17 protein-coding genes and 1 riboswitch are annotated in these 16632 nt (G+C 75.0%); of the genes, 10 read left to right on the top strand and 7 right to left on the bottom strand.

Annotated features, from left to right (window positions below):
- Nucleotides 1-538 precede the first annotated feature (538 nt).
- The 3 genes from ACSURM_RS05430 to ACSURM_RS05420 are packed head-to-tail and all read left to right on the top strand — an operon-like array spanning nucleotide 539 to nucleotide 3942.
- Nucleotides 539-799, top strand: a complete 261-nt coding sequence (locus tag ACSURM_RS05430) for a hypothetical protein (RefSeq protein WP_436953808.1) — start codon at nucleotides 539-541, stop codon at nucleotides 797-799.
- Nucleotides 800-827: 28 nt separating this feature from the next.
- The gene (locus ACSURM_RS05425; RefSeq protein ID WP_436953807.1) at nucleotides 828-2582 is read left to right on the top strand and encodes a cation acetate symporter; all 1755 of its coding nucleotides are present in this window, start codon (nucleotides 828-830) and stop codon (nucleotides 2580-2582) included.
- 43 nt (nucleotides 2583-2625) lie between these two features.
- On the top strand, nucleotides 2626-3942 hold the full coding sequence (locus ACSURM_RS05420; RefSeq protein WP_436953806.1) for a histidine kinase: 1317 nt from the start codon (nucleotides 2626-2628) through the stop codon (nucleotides 3940-3942).
- Here ACSURM_RS05420 and ACSURM_RS05415 read toward each other — a convergent pair.
- From ACSURM_RS05415 to ACSURM_RS05385, 7 genes are all read right to left on the bottom strand, one after another.
- The gene (locus ACSURM_RS05415) at nucleotides 3922-5382 is read right to left on the bottom strand and encodes an amino acid permease (protein WP_436953805.1); all 1461 of its coding nucleotides are present in this window, start codon (nucleotides 5380-5382) and stop codon (nucleotides 3922-3924) included. The genes ACSURM_RS05420 and ACSURM_RS05415 overlap by 21 nt on opposite strands.
- A gap of 177 nt (nucleotides 5383-5559) precedes the next feature.
- Nucleotides 5560-6243 carry a GntR family transcriptional regulator gene (locus ACSURM_RS05410; protein WP_436953804.1) on the bottom strand — a complete coding sequence of 228 codons (684 nt, stop codon included), beginning with the start codon at nucleotides 6241-6243 and terminating at the stop codon, nucleotides 5560-5562.
- A 98-nt stretch (nucleotides 6244-6341) separates the two neighbouring features.
- Nucleotides 6342-7343, bottom strand: a complete 1002-nt coding sequence (locus ACSURM_RS05405) for a proline racemase family protein (RefSeq protein WP_289971509.1) — start codon at nucleotides 7341-7343, stop codon at nucleotides 6342-6344.
- Between the two features lie 22 nt (nucleotides 7344-7365).
- Nucleotides 7366-8262 (bottom strand): dihydrodipicolinate synthase family protein, encoded by an 897-nt coding sequence (locus ACSURM_RS05400; protein WP_436953803.1) that lies wholly within the window; start codon nucleotides 8260-8262, stop codon nucleotides 7366-7368.
- Nucleotides 8263-8329: 67 nt separating this feature from the next.
- The gene (locus tag ACSURM_RS05395; protein ID WP_436953802.1) at nucleotides 8330-9727 is read right to left on the bottom strand and encodes an FAD-dependent oxidoreductase; all 1398 of its coding nucleotides are present in this window, start codon (nucleotides 9725-9727) and stop codon (nucleotides 8330-8332) included.
- Complete coding sequence (locus ACSURM_RS05390) at nucleotides 9720-10022, bottom strand: (2Fe-2S)-binding protein (RefSeq protein WP_436953801.1); 303 nt, start codon at nucleotides 10020-10022, stop codon at nucleotides 9720-9722. Before ACSURM_RS05390 ends, ACSURM_RS05395 begins: the two co-directional genes overlap by 8 nt.
- Entirely contained in the window at nucleotides 10009-11178 is a 1170-nt protein-coding gene (locus tag ACSURM_RS05385; protein WP_436953800.1) for an NAD(P)/FAD-dependent oxidoreductase, read from the bottom strand. Before ACSURM_RS05385 ends, ACSURM_RS05390 begins: the two co-directional genes overlap by 14 nt.
- A 129-nt stretch (nucleotides 11179-11307) precedes the next feature.
- On the opposite strand from ACSURM_RS05385, the gene ACSURM_RS05380 reads away from it, so the two are divergent.
- The 7 genes from ACSURM_RS05380 (at nucleotide 11308) to ACSURM_RS05350 (ending at nucleotide 16613) form a co-directional block, all read left to right on the top strand.
- Entirely contained in the window at nucleotides 11308-11430 is a 123-nt protein-coding gene (locus ACSURM_RS05380; protein WP_436953799.1) for a putative leader peptide, read from the top strand.
- 80 nt (nucleotides 11431-11510) lie between these two features.
- Nucleotides 11511-12398, top strand: coding sequence for a glutathione S-transferase C-terminal domain-containing protein (locus tag ACSURM_RS05375; RefSeq protein ID WP_436953798.1), 888 nt, complete (start codon nucleotides 11511-11513; stop codon nucleotides 12396-12398).
- 77 nt (nucleotides 12399-12475) lie between these two features.
- Nucleotides 12476-12586: riboswitch (SAM riboswitch) on the top strand.
- 32 nt (nucleotides 12587-12618) lie between these two features.
- Complete coding sequence (locus tag ACSURM_RS05370) at nucleotides 12619-12768, top strand: hypothetical protein (RefSeq protein WP_344349628.1); 150 nt, start codon at nucleotides 12619-12621, stop codon at nucleotides 12766-12768.
- A gap of 171 nt (nucleotides 12769-12939) precedes the next feature.
- Nucleotides 12940-13923: an amino acid ABC transporter permease gene (locus ACSURM_RS05365; protein ID WP_436953797.1), complete on the top strand. Its 984-nt coding sequence runs from the start codon at nucleotides 12940-12942 to the stop codon at nucleotides 13921-13923.
- Nucleotides 13924-14009: 86 nt separating this feature from the next.
- Nucleotides 14010-15029 (top strand): transporter substrate-binding domain-containing protein, encoded by a 1020-nt coding sequence (locus tag ACSURM_RS05360; RefSeq protein ID WP_436953796.1) that lies wholly within the window; start codon nucleotides 14010-14012, stop codon nucleotides 15027-15029.
- A gap of 107 nt (nucleotides 15030-15136) precedes the next feature.
- Complete coding sequence (locus ACSURM_RS05355) at nucleotides 15137-15250, top strand: putative leader peptide (RefSeq protein ID WP_436953795.1); 114 nt, start codon at nucleotides 15137-15139, stop codon at nucleotides 15248-15250.
- A 157-nt stretch (nucleotides 15251-15407) separates the two neighbouring features.
- Entirely contained in the window at nucleotides 15408-16613 is a 1206-nt protein-coding gene (locus ACSURM_RS05350) for an LLM class flavin-dependent oxidoreductase (protein WP_436953794.1), read from the top strand.
- Nucleotides 16614-16632 lie beyond the last annotated feature (19 nt).

Genomic DNA, 16632 nt, shown 5'->3' with positions numbered 1-16632 from the left:
ATCGCCGGAGGATATCGCGGGTGAGCCGTAAGGAGTGCGGGCCAGAAAAAGCGAACACGCGTTCAGGCTCTTGGGCGGGACCGCCCCGGTCCGGGAATTTCCGCAGCTCAAACGTAGGGAGTTCGCGCAGCTCGAACACGGTACCCTCGCCCCCACCACCGACCTCGCCGACCGCCATCGCGAGCGGCGCGCGACATTCTATCCATGGGGATCTCGCCGTTACCACCGGAACTCCCCACAAGCGCCGGGAGCCGCATTCCCGAAGGCCCGCACGGTTTTCGGCTCGGCACCGGCCGACCGGGGGCACGGGTCTCGGCGGCGGCGGGGGCGGGGGCGGGGACCGGCGCCCACCGGGAGCTGTCCCTTCGGTCCGGGGGTGCGTACACTCCACTGCGACGTGTGATCTTCGCGGGCCGGAGGGCGCGGCATGGGTGGACCCGGGACTCCCCGACGTGAAGTGGTCACGGGGGCACCCCGGACGTCCCGCCCGGCCCCCGGCCCGGTTCCCCCCGCCCGGACCCGGCCCCAGGACGCCGCCGTGGTCAGGGACCTGATGCGCCGTCAACTCAGGCTCGGCATCGTCGCGTTCGGCATGCTCGTCGGGCTGATCGGGCCGCTGCCGCTGGTGTTCGCCGCGCTGCCCGACCCGGCAGTCCGGCCGGGCAGCGCGCTGCTCGTCTGGGCCGTGCTCGGAGTCGGAGCCTACCCGGTGTTCGTCGTCATCGGCCGGTGGTACGTCGTACGGGCCGAGCGCAACGAACGGGACGCCGTGGAACGGGACGAGGGGACCAGGCGGTGACCGGGGTCCGGGGTTCCGGAGCCGCCGGGTGAACCAGACGTACGGCGTCGTGGCCGTGTCGACGGCGGTCCTGGCCACGCTGGTGATCGGCTCGGTGGGGCTGCGCGTCTCCCGCACCACCTCCGACTTCTACGTCGCCTCCCGCACCGTCCCGCCGTACCTCAACGCCATGGCCGTCAGCGGGGAGTACCTCTCGGCCGCCTCCTTCCTCGGCATCGCCGGGCTCGTCGCCGCCGAGGGCGTCCAGATGCTCTGGTTCCCCGTCGGCTACGCGGCCGGCTACCTCGTCCTGCTCGCGTTCGTCGCCGCCCCGCTGCGCCGCTCCGGTGCCTACACCCTGCCCGACTTCGCCGACTCACGACTCGGCTCCCCGGCCGCCCGGCGGGTCGCCGGGGTGCTCGTCGTCGGTGTCGGCTGGCTGTACCTGCTGCCCCAGCTCCAGGGCGCCGGCCTCACCCTCGGCCTGGTCACGGGCGCCCCGCACTGGCTCGGCGGCGTGCTCGTCGCCGTCGTCGTCACCCTGGCCGTGGCCGCCGGCGGCATGCGCGGCATCACCTTCGTGCAGGCGTTCCAGTACTGCCTGAAGCTGATCGCGCTCCTCGTCCCCGCCCTGTTCCTGCTGCTCGCCTGGCACGGCGACCCGCGCCCCGCCGGAGCCCTGGAGGAACCGCCGGCCTTCCGCCGGCACACCCAGGTCACCGTCGACAGCACCGTACGGCTGCGGATCGAGGCGCCGCTGCGGGCCGTGGCGAGCGGTGCCGTGGACGGCAGGACCTACGACGGCACACCGCTGGCGCTGGACCCCGGGGTGCACGAGATCCGGGCCGGGACCACCCTGCGCTTCCCGCCCGGCACCCCGGTGCCCGAGCGCGTGCCCGGCGACGGCCGGCCGGGCGGCGCCGCGGGCTGGGCGGCACCGCTGTCCGGCGGCGAGGAGGAGCACCCGCTCTACGCCACGTACGGGCTGATCTGCGCCACCTTCCTCGGCACCATGGGGCTGCCGCACGTCCTCGTCCGCTTCTACACCAACCCCGACGGCCGCGCCGCCCGGCGCACCACCGTGATCGTGCTCGCCCTCGTCGGCGGCTTCTATCTGCTGCCGCCCCTCTACGGCGTCCTCGGCCGGCTCTACGCCCCCGACCTGCTGCTCACCGGCGACACCGACGCCGCCGTCCTCGTCCTACCCGAGCGGCTGCTCGGCGGCACCGCCGGTGATCTGCTCGGCGCGCTGATCGCCGCCGGTGCCTGCGCCGCCTTCCTGTCCACCGCCTCCGGGCTCACCCTGTCCGTCGCGGGCGTGCTCAGCCAGGACGTGCTGCCCTCGCTCGGCGTCCGCCGCTTCCGGCTCGCCACGCTGCCGGCGGTGGCCGTGCCCGGCACCGTGAGCGTGGCCGCCGGCCAGCTCCCCGTCGCCGGCGCCGTGGGACTCGCCTTCGCCGTGGCCGCCTCCTCCTTCTGCCCGCTGCTGGTGCTCGGCATCTGGTGGCGCGGCCTGACCCCGCCCGGCGCCATCGCGGGACTCCTCGCCGGCGGTGGCGGCGCCCTCACCGCCGTCACCCTGACCATCGCCGGGCCGCCGGCCGGCGGCTGGGCGCACTCCCTGCTCGCCTGGCCCGCCGTGTGGTCCGTCCCGCTCGGCTTCCTGACCATGATCCTGGTGTCCCTGGCGACCAGGGACCGCGTACCGCCCGGCACCGAGGCCGCCATGGCCCGCCTCCATCTGCCCGAACACCCGGCCGGCCGGGACCTGCCCAGCACCCGCCGAGGAGTGACGACGCCATGACGACCCACCGGCTCCGGCGGTACGCGGCCCAGGGCACGCGCCCGTGAACGGCCTCGCCCTGCTCGCCGCCGGGGCCCCGCTGCTCTTCGCCGCCGGGCTCGCCACCGGACGCCTGCTGGCCCGCCGGACGGTCCGCGGCGGCCCGGACCCCGGCACCCCCGTGGAACGCGCCACCTTCCGCACCCTGCACACCGCGTCCGTGGCCGCGCCCCCGCTGCGCGCCGGACTCACCCCGGACGCCGCCCGCAAGGCGGTCCGGGGGCTGCGGCCGCTGTTCGGCACGGCCGCGCTCGCGCTCACCGCCGAGGACCGGCTGCTGGCCTGGGAGGGGCCGGGCCGGCACCACGCGGAGGCGGCCCTGGAACGGGTCCGCCAGGTGCTGGGCACCGGCCGCGCGCAGACCTTCGCCGTCGCCTGCCCGGACCCGGACTGCCCGGTGCGCTGGGGCGCCGCCGCTCCGCTCACCGTGGACCGGCGCGTGCCCGGCGCCCTCGTCGTGCTCGGCGCGGGGGAGCCGGGATCCGGGGCGCGGGCCACCGAGGAGGTGGCGCGCTGGGTCTCCGTCCAGCTGGAACTCGCCGACCTCGACCGGGCCCGCACCGGGCTGATCGAGGCGGAGGTCCGGGCGCTGCGGGCGCAGATCTCCCCGCACTTCGTCTACAACTCGCTGGCGGCGATCGCGTCCTTCGTGCGTACCGACCCCGAGCGGGCCCGCGAGCTGCTGCTGGAGTTCGCCGACTTCGCCCGCTACTCCTTCCGCCGGCACGGCGCGTTCACCACCCTGGCCGAGGAACTGCGCGCCGTCGAGCAGTTCCTGGAGCTGGTCCGGGCCCGGTTCGGGCCGCGGCTGGAGGTCACCCTGCGGATCGCCCCCGAGGTGCTGCCGGTGGCCGTGCCCTTCCTCTGCCTCCAGCCCCTGGTGGAGAACGCGGTCAAGCACGGGCTGGAGGGGAGCGCCGGGCGCGGCCGGATCACGATCACCGCGCGGGACGAGGGGGCGACGGCCCGGATCGTCGTCGAGGACGACGGGGTGGGCGTGGAGCCCGGCCGGCTCCGCCGGATCCTGCGCGGCGAGGACGGCCCGACGGCGGGCATCGGGTTGCGCAACGTGGACGAGCGGCTGCGCCAGGTCTACGGCGACGAGCACGGCCTGGTGATCGAGACGGGCGTCGGGGCCGGGACGAAGGTCACCCTCCGCGTCCCCAAGTACCGGCCCGGGATCCACACCGCGCCCCCGGACACCGGGCGCGGGGACACGGCGGGCATGGACACGGAGGGCGGATACGACGAACCCCCGGACACCGAGGTGCCGGGGGTCACGGAGCCGGGGGCCGGTGGGCTACGCCGCCTCGACCGCTGAGGCCTCGGACGCCGGAGCCTCGCCCGCCGGCGTCCGCCCGCGCTGCCGGCGCGCCGCCATCACCGCGTAGACGATGATCCCGACGAACAGGAACAGCACACCCTGGTACACCGCCGCGTACCCGGCGCCCGCCATCAGCCAGACGGAGAACGCGGCGGCCACGGCGGTGATCACGGAGTCCCGCACCAGCCGCCCCCGGTCGACCTGCCCGGGCCGCCCGGCCACCAGGTGGAAGATCTGCGCGGCGGTGGCCAGCAGATACGGGACGGTCGCGGTGAACGTGGTCACCAGGACCAGGACGTCGAAGACCTTGCTGGAGCCGGAGAAGTAGTTGTAGACGGTGAGCAGCGAGGCGAGGACGACCGTCACGCCCACGCCGACCGTGGGCACGCCCCGCCGGCGGCGGGCGAAGGCGCTCGGGAACAGCCCGTCGCGCGCCGCCGCGTACGGCGTCTGGGCGCTGAGCAGGGTCCAGCCGTTGAGGCAGCCGGTCATCGACACCAGCGCGGCGAGCGCCACCGCCGTACCGCCCCAGCTGCCCCCGAACATCGTGTTCACGGCGTCCGAGAACGGCGCGGTGGAGGACACCAGCCGGTCGTGCGGGACCGTGCCGAACACCGACACCGTGCCCAGCAGGTACACCAGCGCCGCGCCCGCGGTGCCGATGACGGTGGCGCGGCCCACGTTGCGGCGGGCGTTCTTGACCTCGCCCGCGCTGACGGCGGCGGACTCCACCCCGAGGTAGGAGAAGAGCAGCAGGGCGGCGGAGGCGGAGACCGCGCCGACCGCGCCGTGCCCGCTCGCGTTGAACGGCCCGAGCCGGTCCGGGTCGAAGAAGAACAGCCCGCCGACCGCCACCAGCAGCAGCGGTACGAACTTCAGCACGGTGGAGACCAGCTGGACGGCGCCGACGTACCGGGTGCCGGCGAAGTTGGCGAGGGCGGGCAGCCACTGGAGGACCAGCGCGGCCAGGCAGGCGGTCCAGCGGTGGTCGTTGACCGGGATCAGCACGTCCAGGTAGCCGACGGCGGCGACGGCGAGCGCCGCGTTCGACACCCAGGTGGTGATCCAGTACGACCAGGCCGCGAGGAAGCCGGCGAAGTCGCCGAACGCCTCGCGGGCGTAGACATAGGGGCCGCCGGTGCGCGGGTCCCGGGCGGCCAGCCGGCCGAAGACCAGGGCGAGCGCGATGGCGCCGACCGTCAGCACGACGAACGCGACCAGGCTGACCGTGCCGTAGGGGGCGATGGAGGCGGGCAGCAGGAAGATGCCGCCGCCGATGATGTTGCCCATGACCAGCGCGGTGGCGACGGGCAGGCCGAACCGACGGGCATGCCGGCCGGCGTCGCCTCGGGGGTCCTCGGCGGGAACCGTGGGCGGCGCCGCGGGGGTCTCCGCGGAGGCCGGAGCCGACCGTGCGACGGTTCCGGTGTTGTGCATGGGTGGTGCGCCTCTCATGGAACGAACGTTCCCGGGATCACCGGGACGCGCTCCATGGTCGGGGATGCGCGGAACTGGCTCAAAATCGCCGTTTTTTGTTCCGTGCGGGCCGCTTGATCGCGCAAAAAACGTCGCGGCGTGGACCTCCCGCCGCCAGATGTCCGGCGCCGGACGCGGTCAGTCCGCCGCCCACAGCCCGCGCACATGACCCAGATGCCGGGTCATGAGCGCGTGCACGGCCCGCTCGTCGCGCTCCAGCAGGGCGTCCAGCAGCTCCAGGTGCTCCTCGGCGGAGGCCAGCAGCCGGCCCGCCCGCACCAGCGCGGTCAGCCCGTACAGCCGGGAGCGCCCCCGCAGGTCGGCGACGACCTCGACCAGGTGCGCGTTGCCCGCGAGGGCGAGCAGGCCGAGGTGGAAGCGGGTGTCCGCCTCGACGTAGGCGATCAGGTCGCCCGCCGCGGCGGCGGCGACGATCTCCCGGGCCGCCGGGCGCAGCGCCTCCAGCGAGACCCGGTCGGCGGTGCGGGCCAGGGCCGCCACGGTCGGGATCTCGACGAGCGCCCGGATCTGTGTGTACTCGTCCAGCTGCCGGTCGGAGACGACGGTGACCCGGAAGCCCTTGTTGGGCACGGTGTCGACCAGCCCCTCCTTGGCCAGGTCGAGCATCGCCTCCCGGACCGGTGTCGCCGAGACGCCGAACCGGGCGGCCAGCGAGGGCGCCGAGTACACCTCGCCCGGCCGCAGCTCGCCCGCGACCAGCGCGGCGCGCAGGGCGTCCGCGACCCGCTCGCGGTAGCTGCTGCGCCGCCCGCCGAGCCGGGGGAGGGCGGACAGCTCCGCGTCGCGCGTGTTCTGTGCCATGTCACGCATCACCGGGGTGAGTGTAGAGGAGGCCGGAGGCGGTGCGGGAGGCGAGGGGACGGCGGGGGAAGCCGGGGGCGGTGGCGGAGTCCGGGGCGCTACAGGACGAACCCCTCGGGGAACGGGTCGTCCGGGTCCAGCAGGTACTGTGCCGTCCCGGTGATCCACGCCCGGCCGGTGAAGCTGGGCAGCACGGCCGGCACCCCGGCGACCTCGGTCGTGCCCAGCAGCCGCCCGGTGAACCGGGTGCCGATGAAGGACTCGTTCACGAACTCGGTGCGCAGCGGGAGTTCACCGCGGGCGTGCAGCTGGGCCATGCGCGCGCAGGTGCCGGTGCCGCAGGGGGAACGGTCGAACCAGCCCGGGTGGATGACCATGGCGTGCCGGGAGTGCCTGGCCGTGGCGCCGGGCGCGTACAGGTGGACGTGGTGGCAGCCGCGGATGGACGGGTCCTGCGGATGGACCGGCTCGTCCTGCTCGTCGACCGCCCGCATCAGCGCCAGCCCCGCCGCCAGGATGTCGTCCTTGCGGGCGCGGTCGAAGGGCAGCCCGAGGGCGTCGATCGGCAGGATCGCGTAGAAGTTGCCGCCGTAGGCGAGGTCGTAGCGGACGGTCCGGCCGCCGGGCAGGGTCACCTCGCGGTCCAGCCCGGCGGCGAACGACGGCACGTTCCGCAGGGTCACGCTCCGGGCGGCGCCGTCCGCCACCGCGACCTCGGCGACCACGACCCCCGCCGGGGTGTCCAGCCGGATGGTGGTCACCGGCTCGGTGACCTCCACCATGCCGGTCTCGACCAGGACGGTGGCCACCCCGATCGTCCCGTGCCCGCACATCGGCAGATAGCCGGAGACCTCGATGTAGATGACGCCCCAGTCGCAGTCGGGGCGGGCCGGCGGTTGCAGGACGGCGCCGCTCATCGCGGAGTGGCCGCGCGGTTCGTTCATCAGCAACCGCTTGACGTGGTCGCGGTGGGCGCGGAAGTACAGCCGCCGTTCGTTCATCGTCGCGCCGGGCACGGTGCCGATCCCGCCGGTGATCACCCGGGTCGGCATGCCCTCGGTGTGCGAGTCGACGGCGTGCAGGACGAGTTTGCTGCGCATCTTCCGGCCTCCTTCCGTGTCGTCAGGCCGGCCCTGCGGCCAGGGCCTTCCCGGTGGCCGCGCGGACCGCGGCCTCCTGCTCGGGCAGCAGCGGCACCCGAGGCGGGCGCACCGGGCCGCCGTACCGTCCGGCGAGGTCCATGGAGAGCTTGATCGCCTGGACGAACTCCGTCCTGGAGTCCCAGCGCAGCAGCGGATGCAACCGCCGGTACAGGGGCAGTGCGGTGGCCCGGTCGCCGGACACGGCCGCGCGGTACAGCTCCACCGAGGCGCGGGGCAGCGCGTTGGGGTAGCCGGCCACCCAGCCCTTGGCGCCGGCCGTCGCCAGCTCCAGCAGCACGTCGTCGGCTCCGGCCAACAGGTCCAGCCCCGGAGCGAGTTCGGCGATCCGCCAGGCGCGGCGCACGTCACCGGAGAACTCCTTGACGGCCTGCACCAGCCCCTCGCCGTGCAGCCGGGCGAGGAGTTCGGGCACCAGGTCGACCTTGGTGTCGACCGGGTTGTTGTACGCCACCACCGGCAGGCCGGCCCGGGCGACCTCCGCGTAGTGGGCGAGGACGGAACGCTCGTCGGCGCGGTAGGCGTTGGGCGGCAGCAGCATCACCGCCGCGCAGCCGGCCGCGCCGGCCTGCTCGGCCCAGCGGCGGGCCTCCGCGGAGCCGTACGCGGCCACGCCCGGCATCACCCGCTCCCCGCCGACCGCGGCCACGGCGGTCTCCACCACCCGGGCCCGCTCCTTCGGGGTGAGCACCTGGTACTCGCCGAGCGAGCCGTTCGGTACGACGCCGTCGCAGCCGTTCGCGACGAGCCAGGCGCAGTGCTCGGCGTAACGGTCGTGGTCGACCGAGAGGTCGTCGCGGAAGGGCAGGGCGGTGGCGACGCGGACGCCGTGCCAGGGGCGGTGCGGCAGATCGGACATCGGAAGTCCCCATTCCCGGCGGATAACCGTCTAAGTGAGGTGTGACATGGCACTGTGGGGCGCCGGCTCACTCGGTGTCCGGCAGTTCGGCCAGGACGCCGAGCGGTACCGGACGGGCGAACGGCCGGCGGCCGGGGCCGAGCGGGCAGCCCGTCAGGCCGGCCACCGCGGGCCCGCACATCCGGCCCTGGCACCAGCCCATCCCGGCCCGGGTGAGCAGCTTCACGGTGCGCGCGTCACCGGCGCCGAGCGCGCCGACCGCCTCGCGGACCCGCCCCGCGGTGACCTCCTCGCAGCGGCACACCACCGTCTCGTCCGGCAGCCGGTCCGCCCAGCCCGAGGGCGGGGCGTACACCGCGTCCAGCGCCGCGGCGAACGCGCGCGCCCGCGCCCGCGCCCGGACGGCGGCGGCCCGGCGGCGCGGGTCCGGGACGGTGCCGTACAGCCGGGCGGCGACCGACTGCCCGGCGATGTGCCCCTCGGCGAGCGCGAGCGCCGCGCCGCCCACCCCGGTGGTCTCCCCGGCGGCCCAGACGCCGGGCACGTCGGTGCGCTGCTCGGCGTCGACCCGTACGGCGGTGCCGGACAGGGCGCAGCCGAGGGTCTCGGCGAGATCGGTGTGCGGCAGCAGCCCGTGGCCCACGGCGAGCGTGTCGCAGCGCACCCGGCGGGCGGTACCGGGCCGCGGGCGCCCGGACCGGTCGAGCGCGACCACCGTCACCGCCGCCAGCCGCTCGGTGCCGTGCGCCGCCAGGACCGTGTGCCGGGTCAGGGTGCGCACCCCGTGCCGCAGCAGCCGGGCCGCGTACCCGGCGCCCTCGGCGAGGGTGTCCGGCCGCGCGACGAGGGCGGGCATCCGGCGCGACAGCGCGGCCGGACCGGCGGACTCCACCAGCGCCGCCACCCGGGCACCGGCCGCGGCGAGCCCGGTCGCCACCGGCAGCAGCAGCGGCCCGGTCCCGGCGACCACGGCCGTCCGTCCGGACAGCACCAACTGCCCCTTGAGCATGGCCTGCGCTCCGCCCGCCGTGACGACCCCGGGCAGTGTCCAGCCCGGGAAGGGCAGCACCCGCTCATAGCCGCCGGTGGCGAGGAGCACGGCGTCGGCACGGATGGTGACGCCCTCCTCCTGCCCGGGCCCGCGCAGGGCGTACACGGTGAACCCGCCGGAGCCCGACTCGCCTGCCACCCACCACACATGATGGTCGGTCAGATGAGTGATCCGGCCCGCCGCGCGGTGCCGTTCGAGGCCGGTCCGCAGCCGCTCCCAGGTGCGCCACCGGTGGTGCAGGGCCTGGGGCCGGCGGGCGCCGAGGCCGGCGGCCGGCTGCCGGTAGAACTGCCCGCCGGCCTGGTCGGCCGCGTCGACCAGGAGCACCCGGACACCCCGCGCGGCGGCCGTCACGGCCGCGGCGAGACCGGCCGGGCCCGCGCCGACGACGGCGAGCCGGGGCCGCTCAGTCATCGTCCCGGCCCGTTCCCCGCTGGGTGCGGATCACGTCCCCCGGGCGCACCGGGACCAGACAAGCCCGTTGGCCGGGAAGGTCGTTGACGACCACCAGGCAGTCGAAGCACACCCCGGTGCCGCAGAACACCCCGCGCGGCTCGCCGGTGCCCCGCGCGCCGCGCCAGGCCGTCACGCCCGCCGCCCACAGCGCCGCCGCGACCGTCTGACCGGGCAGCGCCCGCAGGGGCCGGCCGTCGAAGGTGGCGGTGTGGGCCGGGCCCGGCCGGGCCCGCGTCAGCTCAAGGGGATCCACCGTCGTCGCCTCCCTCTGGGTCGAACCGTTCCGGCCGGAACGGCGTGAGATCGAGCTCCGGAGTCTTCCCGGTGAGCGCCCGCGCGATCGACAGCCCGGTGGCCGGGGCGAGTCCGATGCCGGCGCCCTCGTGCCCGCAGGCGTGGAACAGGCCGGGCACGCGGGGGTCGGGGCCGATCGCCGGCAGATGGTCGGGCAGATACGGCCGGAAGCCCGCGTACGTCCGCAGCGCGCGGACCCGCCGGAGGAACGGGAACAGCCCGACGGCCCCGGCGGCGAGCGCCCGGAGCGCGCGCGGCGACAGCGAGCGGTCGAAGCCCACCCGTTCCCGGGTGGCGCCGATCAGTACCGGCCCGGCCGCCGTGCCCTCCACCACAGGCGAGGCCCGCAGCCCGGCCGAGTCGCTGGCCACGTCGGCCACGTAGTCCGCGGCGTACACCTTGTGCCGCACCCGGCGCGGCAGCGGCTCGGTGACCAGGACGAAACCGCGCCGGGGGAGCACCGGCAGCCGGATTCCGGCGAGCGCCGCGAGCTCGCCGCCCCGGACGCCGGCCGCGTTCACCACCGCCGGGGCGTGGAGGTCCCCCCGGTCGGTGCGGACGCCGTACACCGTGCCGCCCGCCCCGCGCAGCACCCCGGTCACCGTGTGGCCGAGGTGCAGCCGGGCACCGGAGGCGCGCAGCAGGTGGGCTGCGGCCAGCGCGGGCATCACCTGGGCGTCCTGCGGGTAGCGCACCCCGCCCGCCATCCCGGGCGCCAAGTACGGCTCCAGATCGGCGAGTCGGTCGGCCGCCACCGGTACGGCCGTGACGCCGGCGGACCGCTGGCGGGCGGCGAGGTCCCGCAGCGCGGCCAGCGCGCCGGGCGCCGAGGCGACCACCAGGCCGCCCTTGGGCTCGTACTCGATCGCGGCGCCCAGCTCCTCGGCCAGTTCGGCCCACAACCGGGCCGACAGCAGGGCCAGTCGCAGCTCCGGGCCCGGCTCCTTGTCGGAGACCAGCAGGTTCCCCTCGCCCGCCCCGGTGGTGCCGCCGGCCACCGCGCCCCGGTCCACCACCCGTACCTCAAGGCCGGCCCGGGCGGCGTACAGCGCGCAGGCCGCGCCCGTCATCCCGGCTCCGACGACCACGACATCGCAGGTCGGCCGCTTCGCCACGCCAGTACTATGTCACATGTTTCTCACCCTAAGGAGACCCCCGACTCCAGTGCGCGGACGCCCCCTTGACGTCGTACCGAGCCGGATCGACACTCCAGGGAGGGAATCCTAGTGAACAGGTAGGGAATCATGGCGCGCCTCGCACCGGGCACCGGCCGAACGGACCGGACCCCGACGCGCGCACCCCTGCTCACCTCCCGCCGTCACATCGACCTCCAGCGTGTCTGCAGCGCGATCAGCCGCCACCGCTGAACCGGGCCCCTCGGCCCCCGCCGGCCGGCCGTCGCCCGTGCCGGAGCGCCCGTCCGCACGCCCACCACCCGGGGAGACGCATGTCCATCACTCCGCTCGACGCCGTCCGGCCCGCCCACCGCACCGCCCCCCTGTTCCGGGGCCGCATCGGCCGGGACGCGCGCAGCGGCCACTACGCCGTGCCGCACCGCTACCGGCTCCACCTGTCCACCGCCTGTCCCGACGGACTGCGCCTCGCCGTCGGCCACAGCCTCCTCGGCCTGGACACCCGCTGTCCGGTCACCCTCCTGCCCGCCGTCCCCGACTGTCCCGACGGCGGCCACACGGCGCTGCGCCCGCTGTACGAGGCGAGCGCCCACCACTACACCGGCCCCGCCCTCGACCCCGTGCTCAGCGACGACTGGTCCGGACGCATCGTCAGCACCCACACCCCCGACATCCTGCGCGACCTGGACCGGTTCCGCCCGGACGACCGCGCCGGCCTGTACCCCGCGGGCCTGGAGTCCGTCATCGAGGCGGTGGAACGGATGTGCGCCGAGGGCATGGAGGAGGCCGCCCAGCGCGCCGGCCGGGCGGGCGCCGACCCGGAGGAGCGGGCCGCCGCGCTCGACACCCTGCTGGACACCCTGGGCCGGCTGGAGCGCCGGCTGAGCGGCGAGGAGTACCTGGCCGACGGCCGGCTGACCGCCGCCGACATCGAGCTGTGGGTGTCCCTGGTGCAACTCGACACCGTCCACCGCTGCCACCTCGACGCCTCCGCCGTGCACCGGGTGGCCGAGCACCGCGCGCTGTGGGCCTACGCCCGCCGGCTGGCCGCCCACCCGGCCTTCGGCCGCCATCTGGACCTCGACGGCATCGCCCGCCGCCACCACGGCCGCTGCCAGGGCCTGGAGGCCGCCGGAGCCGCCGTCCAGATCCTGGACTGGGCGAGCCATGCCGCGCACACCCCGGGCGCCCTCCCCAGGTGAGAGGCGCCCGCCGGGGCCCACTGGGCGGACAGGCGTTGACATTCGAACGGTCAACTGCCTTACTTACGGCTCAGAACGGTCATGAGCGTCAGCGCCAAGCCCTGGCTCGCTGACCGGCAACCCTCGCACCGCGGTGGGGTGCCCCAGGTGACGACCGGACCGGACGACGCATTCGGTAAGCGCGAGGCCCCCCGGGGCCACGACAGTGACAGGTGACGCCATGTACGCAGCTCCCAGGACGGCCCCGAGCCGCCCCCAGGGCCGCGTACCGTCGTACGCCGGACTCCTGGTCGCCGACCGTGCCGTCGATCTGCTCCGGGTGAACAGCGCGCTGTGTACCGCGCCGGGCATCGCCCGCCGCCAGGGCTGACCACTCCTCTTCGCCCTCGCGTTCCCGCCGCACACCCCGCTCGCCCGGTGTGCCGTTGTCCGCCCAGCCCCCGGCTAGCGCCGGCCCGTGCGCCGCCCCGTGCCCCACCGCCGTGGCGGCGCGCGTCCGCCCGGCCGCGGCCCGGGGTGTCCGACCCCGCCGGAGCCCCTCATGAGTGAACCCCCAGGCGCCGCCGTCTCCCTCGCCGAGGCGCCCACACCCGCCGACAGACCGTCAGAAAGGCTCAACGCACCACGAGTTCAGCCGCAGCGCCGGCCCGGGCGGTGGGTCGTCACCGCCGTCGTCCTCGTGCTCGTCGCGCAGATCCTGCACGGACTGGTCACGAACCCCTTCTACCAGTGGGACCGCTTCCGCTACTGGTTCCTGCGCCCCGCCGTCCTCGACGGGCTCCTCGTCACTCTCGAAGTCACCGCGCTCAGCGCCGTGCTGGGGCTCCTCGGCGGTGTCCTGCTCGCGCTCGGCCGGCTCTCCGGCAGCGCGGTGCTGCGCGCGGCCAGCTGGACCTACACCTGGCTGTTCCGCTCCGTCCCGCTGATCGTGGTGCTGATCTTCCTGTACAACTTCAGTGCCCTGTACAAGACCCTGAGCCTCGGGGTGCCGTTCGGTCCGGCCTTCGTGACCTTCGACGAGTCCCGGCTGGCCGGCGACATGGCCATCGCCGTGGTCGGCCTCACCCTCAACGAGGCGGCGTACGCGGGCGAGGTGGTGCGCGGCGGCATCCTCTCCGTCGACCAGGGCCAGCACGAGGCCGCCGCCGCGCTCGGCCTGCCCCGGGCCCACCGGTTCCGCAGGATCGTCTTCCCGCAGGCCCTCAGGTCCATCACCCCCAACTACGTCAACCAGCTGATCGGCCTGGTCAAGAGCACGTCCCTGGTCTTCTACGTCTCCCTGCTCGACCTGTTCGGCGTGGTGCAGTCGATGGGCAACACCTACCCCGGCGACGTGGTGCCGCTGCTGATGGTCGCCACCGTCTGGTACCTGATCCTGACCAGCGCCGTCTCCGTCGCCCAGTTCTATGTCGAGCGGTACTACGCCCGCGGCGCTACCCGCGTCCTGCCGCCGACCCCGCTCCAGCGGCTGCGCGCCCGACTCGCCGACTTCCGAGCCCGGTTGCGCGGCGAGACCGCCGTATGACCGCCGCGCGGCCCCTCGGCGACACCGCGCCCGCCCCACGACATCCCGCCCCACGACGTCCCGACACCCGAACGACAAGGACAGCCATGCCCAGCCAGTTCTCCCGACGCCGTCTCGTACGCGGCCTCACCGCGGCGACCGCCACCCTCTCCCTCGCCGGCGGGCTCGCCGCCTGCGGCGGGGACAGCGACGCCGCCACGATCGGCGACCGGGCCGGCACGGTGACCGTGGGACAGCTGTCCAACGGAGCCGCCGACCCGGTCGAACTGAAGGTGTCCGAGGTCAAGTCCATCAGCGCCCAGCTGCCCGCCTCGATCCGCAAGAGCGGCAAGCTCGTCATCGGCATCGGCGCCCTGCCCTCCGGCTCCGCACCGCTGAACTTCGTGGGCAGCGACCAGAAGACCCTCACCGGCTCCGAACCCGACCTCGGCCGGCTGGTGGCCGCGGTGCTCGGCCTGAAGCCCGAACTGCGCAACTCCACTTGGGAGAACCTCTTCGTCGGCCTCGACAGCGGCAAGAACGACGTCGCCTTCTCCAACGTCACCGTCACCGAGGAACGCAAGAAGAAGTACGAGTTCGCCTCCTACCGCAAGGACGAACTGGCCTTCGAGGTGCTGAAGAAGAGCACCTGGAACTTCGACGGCGACTACCGCAACCTCGCCGGCAGGACGGTCACCGTCGGCGCCGGCACCAACCAGGAGAAGATCCTGCTGGAGTGGAAGGCCCGACTGGCCAAGGAGGGCAAGCGGCTCACCGTCAAGTACTTCCCGGACCAGAACGCCATCAACCTGGCGCTGCGCGGCGGCAAGGTCGACGCCTATCTCGGCCCCAGCCCCGCCGTCGCCTACCGCACGCGGCAGACCGCGCACACCCCCGACCCCACCCGCGGCGCCGGCACCTTCTCCGGCGCCGGCGAGACGGTCCAGGGGCTGATCGCCGCCACCGCCAAGAAGGACAGCGGACTGGCCAAGCCGCTCGCCGACGCCCTCAACCACCTGATCGAGAACGGGCAGTACGGCAAGTGGCTCGCCGCCTACAACCTGTCGGCCGAGGCCGTGCCCAAGGCCGAGATCAACCCGCCCGGCCTGCCCCTGGACAACTCCTGACGCGGCCCGGGAACAACCCGCGGCGGCGGTGTGTTGAGGGTCGTGACGAGATCCACCCGGCGGACGCCGAACCGGCCCGCCGCGACCGACGGAGGGAGGTGACGGCCGTGACCCGGGTGCCCGAACTCATCCGCCCGCCGCGCCCGTACCGCTCCGTCCGGCTGCACTCCCGGCCGCACATCGACCTCCAGCGCGTGTCCGCCGCGCTCTGTCGCCACTGATCCACGCCCGGCCTTCGGCCCGGCCGCTAGCCCCGCTTCCGCTCCCGCGCGCCCGCCGGGCCCGTGCCGCGTGCACCGCGGCCCCCGCCGCGCGCACCCCGGCCGCGCCCGGCCGCGCGCCGCTCACCGACGTACGGACATCAAGGAAGGCACCGACGTGTCGCCGACTCCCGCCGCACACCTGCACCTCGCCGTCGCCCTGGACGGCACCGGCTGGCATCCCGCGTCCTGGCGCGAGCCCGCCGCCCGCCCCCGGGACCTGTTCAGCGCCGGCTACTGGGCCGACCAGATCACCGAGGCCGAACGCGGTCTGCTCGACTTCGTCACCCTCGAGGACGGCCTCGGCCCGCAGTCCTCCCGGCGCCACGAGCCCGACGAGCGCACCGACCAGGTCCGCGGCCGGCTCGACGCGGTCCTCATCGCCTCCCGCGTCGCCCCGCTCACCCGGCACATCGGCCTGGTCCCGACCGTGGTGGCCACCCACACCGAGCCGTTCCACATCTCCAAGGCCATCGCCACCCTCGACTACGTCAGCGCCGGACGCGCGGGCCTGCGCGTCCGGATCAGCGCCCGCCCCGACGAGGCCGCCCACTTCGGCCGCCGCACCATCCGCCCAACCGGCACCGACGACGGCCCCGCGCGCGCACCGTTCACCGAACTCTTCGACGAGGCCGCCGACTACGTGGAGGTCGTCCGCCGGCTCTGGGACAGCTGGGAGGACGACGCGGAGATCCGGGACGCGGCGACCGGCCGCTTCATCGACCGGGACAAGCTGCACTACATCGACTTCGAGGGCCGCTTCTTCAGCGTCAAGGGCCCCTCCATCACCCCCCGACCGCCACAGGGCCAGCCGCTGGTCACCGCACTCGCCCACCAGACGGTCCCCTACCGGCTGGTGGCCCGCCAGGCCGACATCGGCTACGTCACCCCGCACGACGCGGACCAGGCCCGCGCCATCGTCACCGAGATCCGCGCCGAGCAGCGGGAGGCCGGCCGCGCCGGAGAGCCGCTGCACGTCTTCGGGGACCTCGCCGTCCTCCTCGACGACAGCGAGGCCGCGGCACGGGCCCGGCTGGACCGGCTCGACACCCTCGCGGGCGAGCCGTACCGCAGCGACACCCGCGTCTTCACCGGCACCGCCGGACAACTCGCCGACCTCCTGGAGGAGCTGGCGGCCGGCGGCCTGACCGGCTTCCGGCTGCGGCCCGCCGTCACCGGACACGACCTGCCCCGCGTCACCGGGGACCTGGTGCCCGAACTCCAGCGCCGCCGGCGCTTCCGCACGGCCTACGACGCCACGACCCTGCGCGGCCACCTCGGCCTCACCCGCCCCGCCAACCGCTACGCCACCACCGCCGCCTGAGCCGGGAGGACCCGCCCCA

Origin of the sequence: Streptomyces sp. SudanB182_2057, assembly GCF_964272715.1 — a bacterium.
Lineage (GTDB): Bacteria > Actinomycetota > Actinomycetes > Streptomycetales > Streptomycetaceae > Streptomyces > Streptomyces rubradiris.
Note: the sequence above shows the minus strand (reverse complement) of the source record. Positions and strands in the feature narration are given on the sequence as shown.

Excerpts from the sequence above, each read along its gene's own strand:
- ACSURM_RS05415 (WP_436953805.1), bottom strand. The coding sequence starts at position 5,382 with ATGCACAACACCGGAACCGTCGCACGGTCGGCTCCGGCCTCCGCGGAG.
- ACSURM_RS05375 (WP_436953798.1), top strand. The coding sequence starts at position 11,511 with ATGTCCATCACTCCGCTCGACGCCGTCCGGCCCGCCCACCGCACCGCC.
- ACSURM_RS05400 (WP_436953803.1), bottom strand. The coding sequence starts at position 8,262 with ATGTCCGATCTGCCGCACCGCCCCTGGCACGGCGTCCGCGTCGCCACC.
- ACSURM_RS05395 (WP_436953802.1), bottom strand. The coding sequence starts at position 9,727 with ATGACTGAGCGGCCCCGGCTCGCCGTCGTCGGCGCGGGCCCGGCCGGT.
- ACSURM_RS05370 (WP_344349628.1), top strand. The coding sequence starts at position 12,619 with ATGTACGCAGCTCCCAGGACGGCCCCGAGCCGCCCCCAGGGCCGCGTA.
- ACSURM_RS05380 (WP_436953799.1), top strand. The coding sequence starts at position 11,308 with ATGGCGCGCCTCGCACCGGGCACCGGCCGAACGGACCGGACCCCGACG.
- ACSURM_RS05360 (WP_436953796.1), top strand. The coding sequence starts at position 14,010 with ATGCCCAGCCAGTTCTCCCGACGCCGTCTCGTACGCGGCCTCACCGCG.
- ACSURM_RS05405 (WP_289971509.1), bottom strand. The coding sequence starts at position 7,343 with ATGCGCAGCAAACTCGTCCTGCACGCCGTCGACTCGCACACCGAGGGC.
- ACSURM_RS05410 (WP_436953804.1), bottom strand. The coding sequence starts at position 6,243 with ATGGCACAGAACACGCGCGACGCGGAGCTGTCCGCCCTCCCCCGGCTC.
- ACSURM_RS05365 (WP_436953797.1), top strand. The coding sequence starts at position 12,940 with ATGAGTGAACCCCCAGGCGCCGCCGTCTCCCTCGCCGAGGCGCCCACA.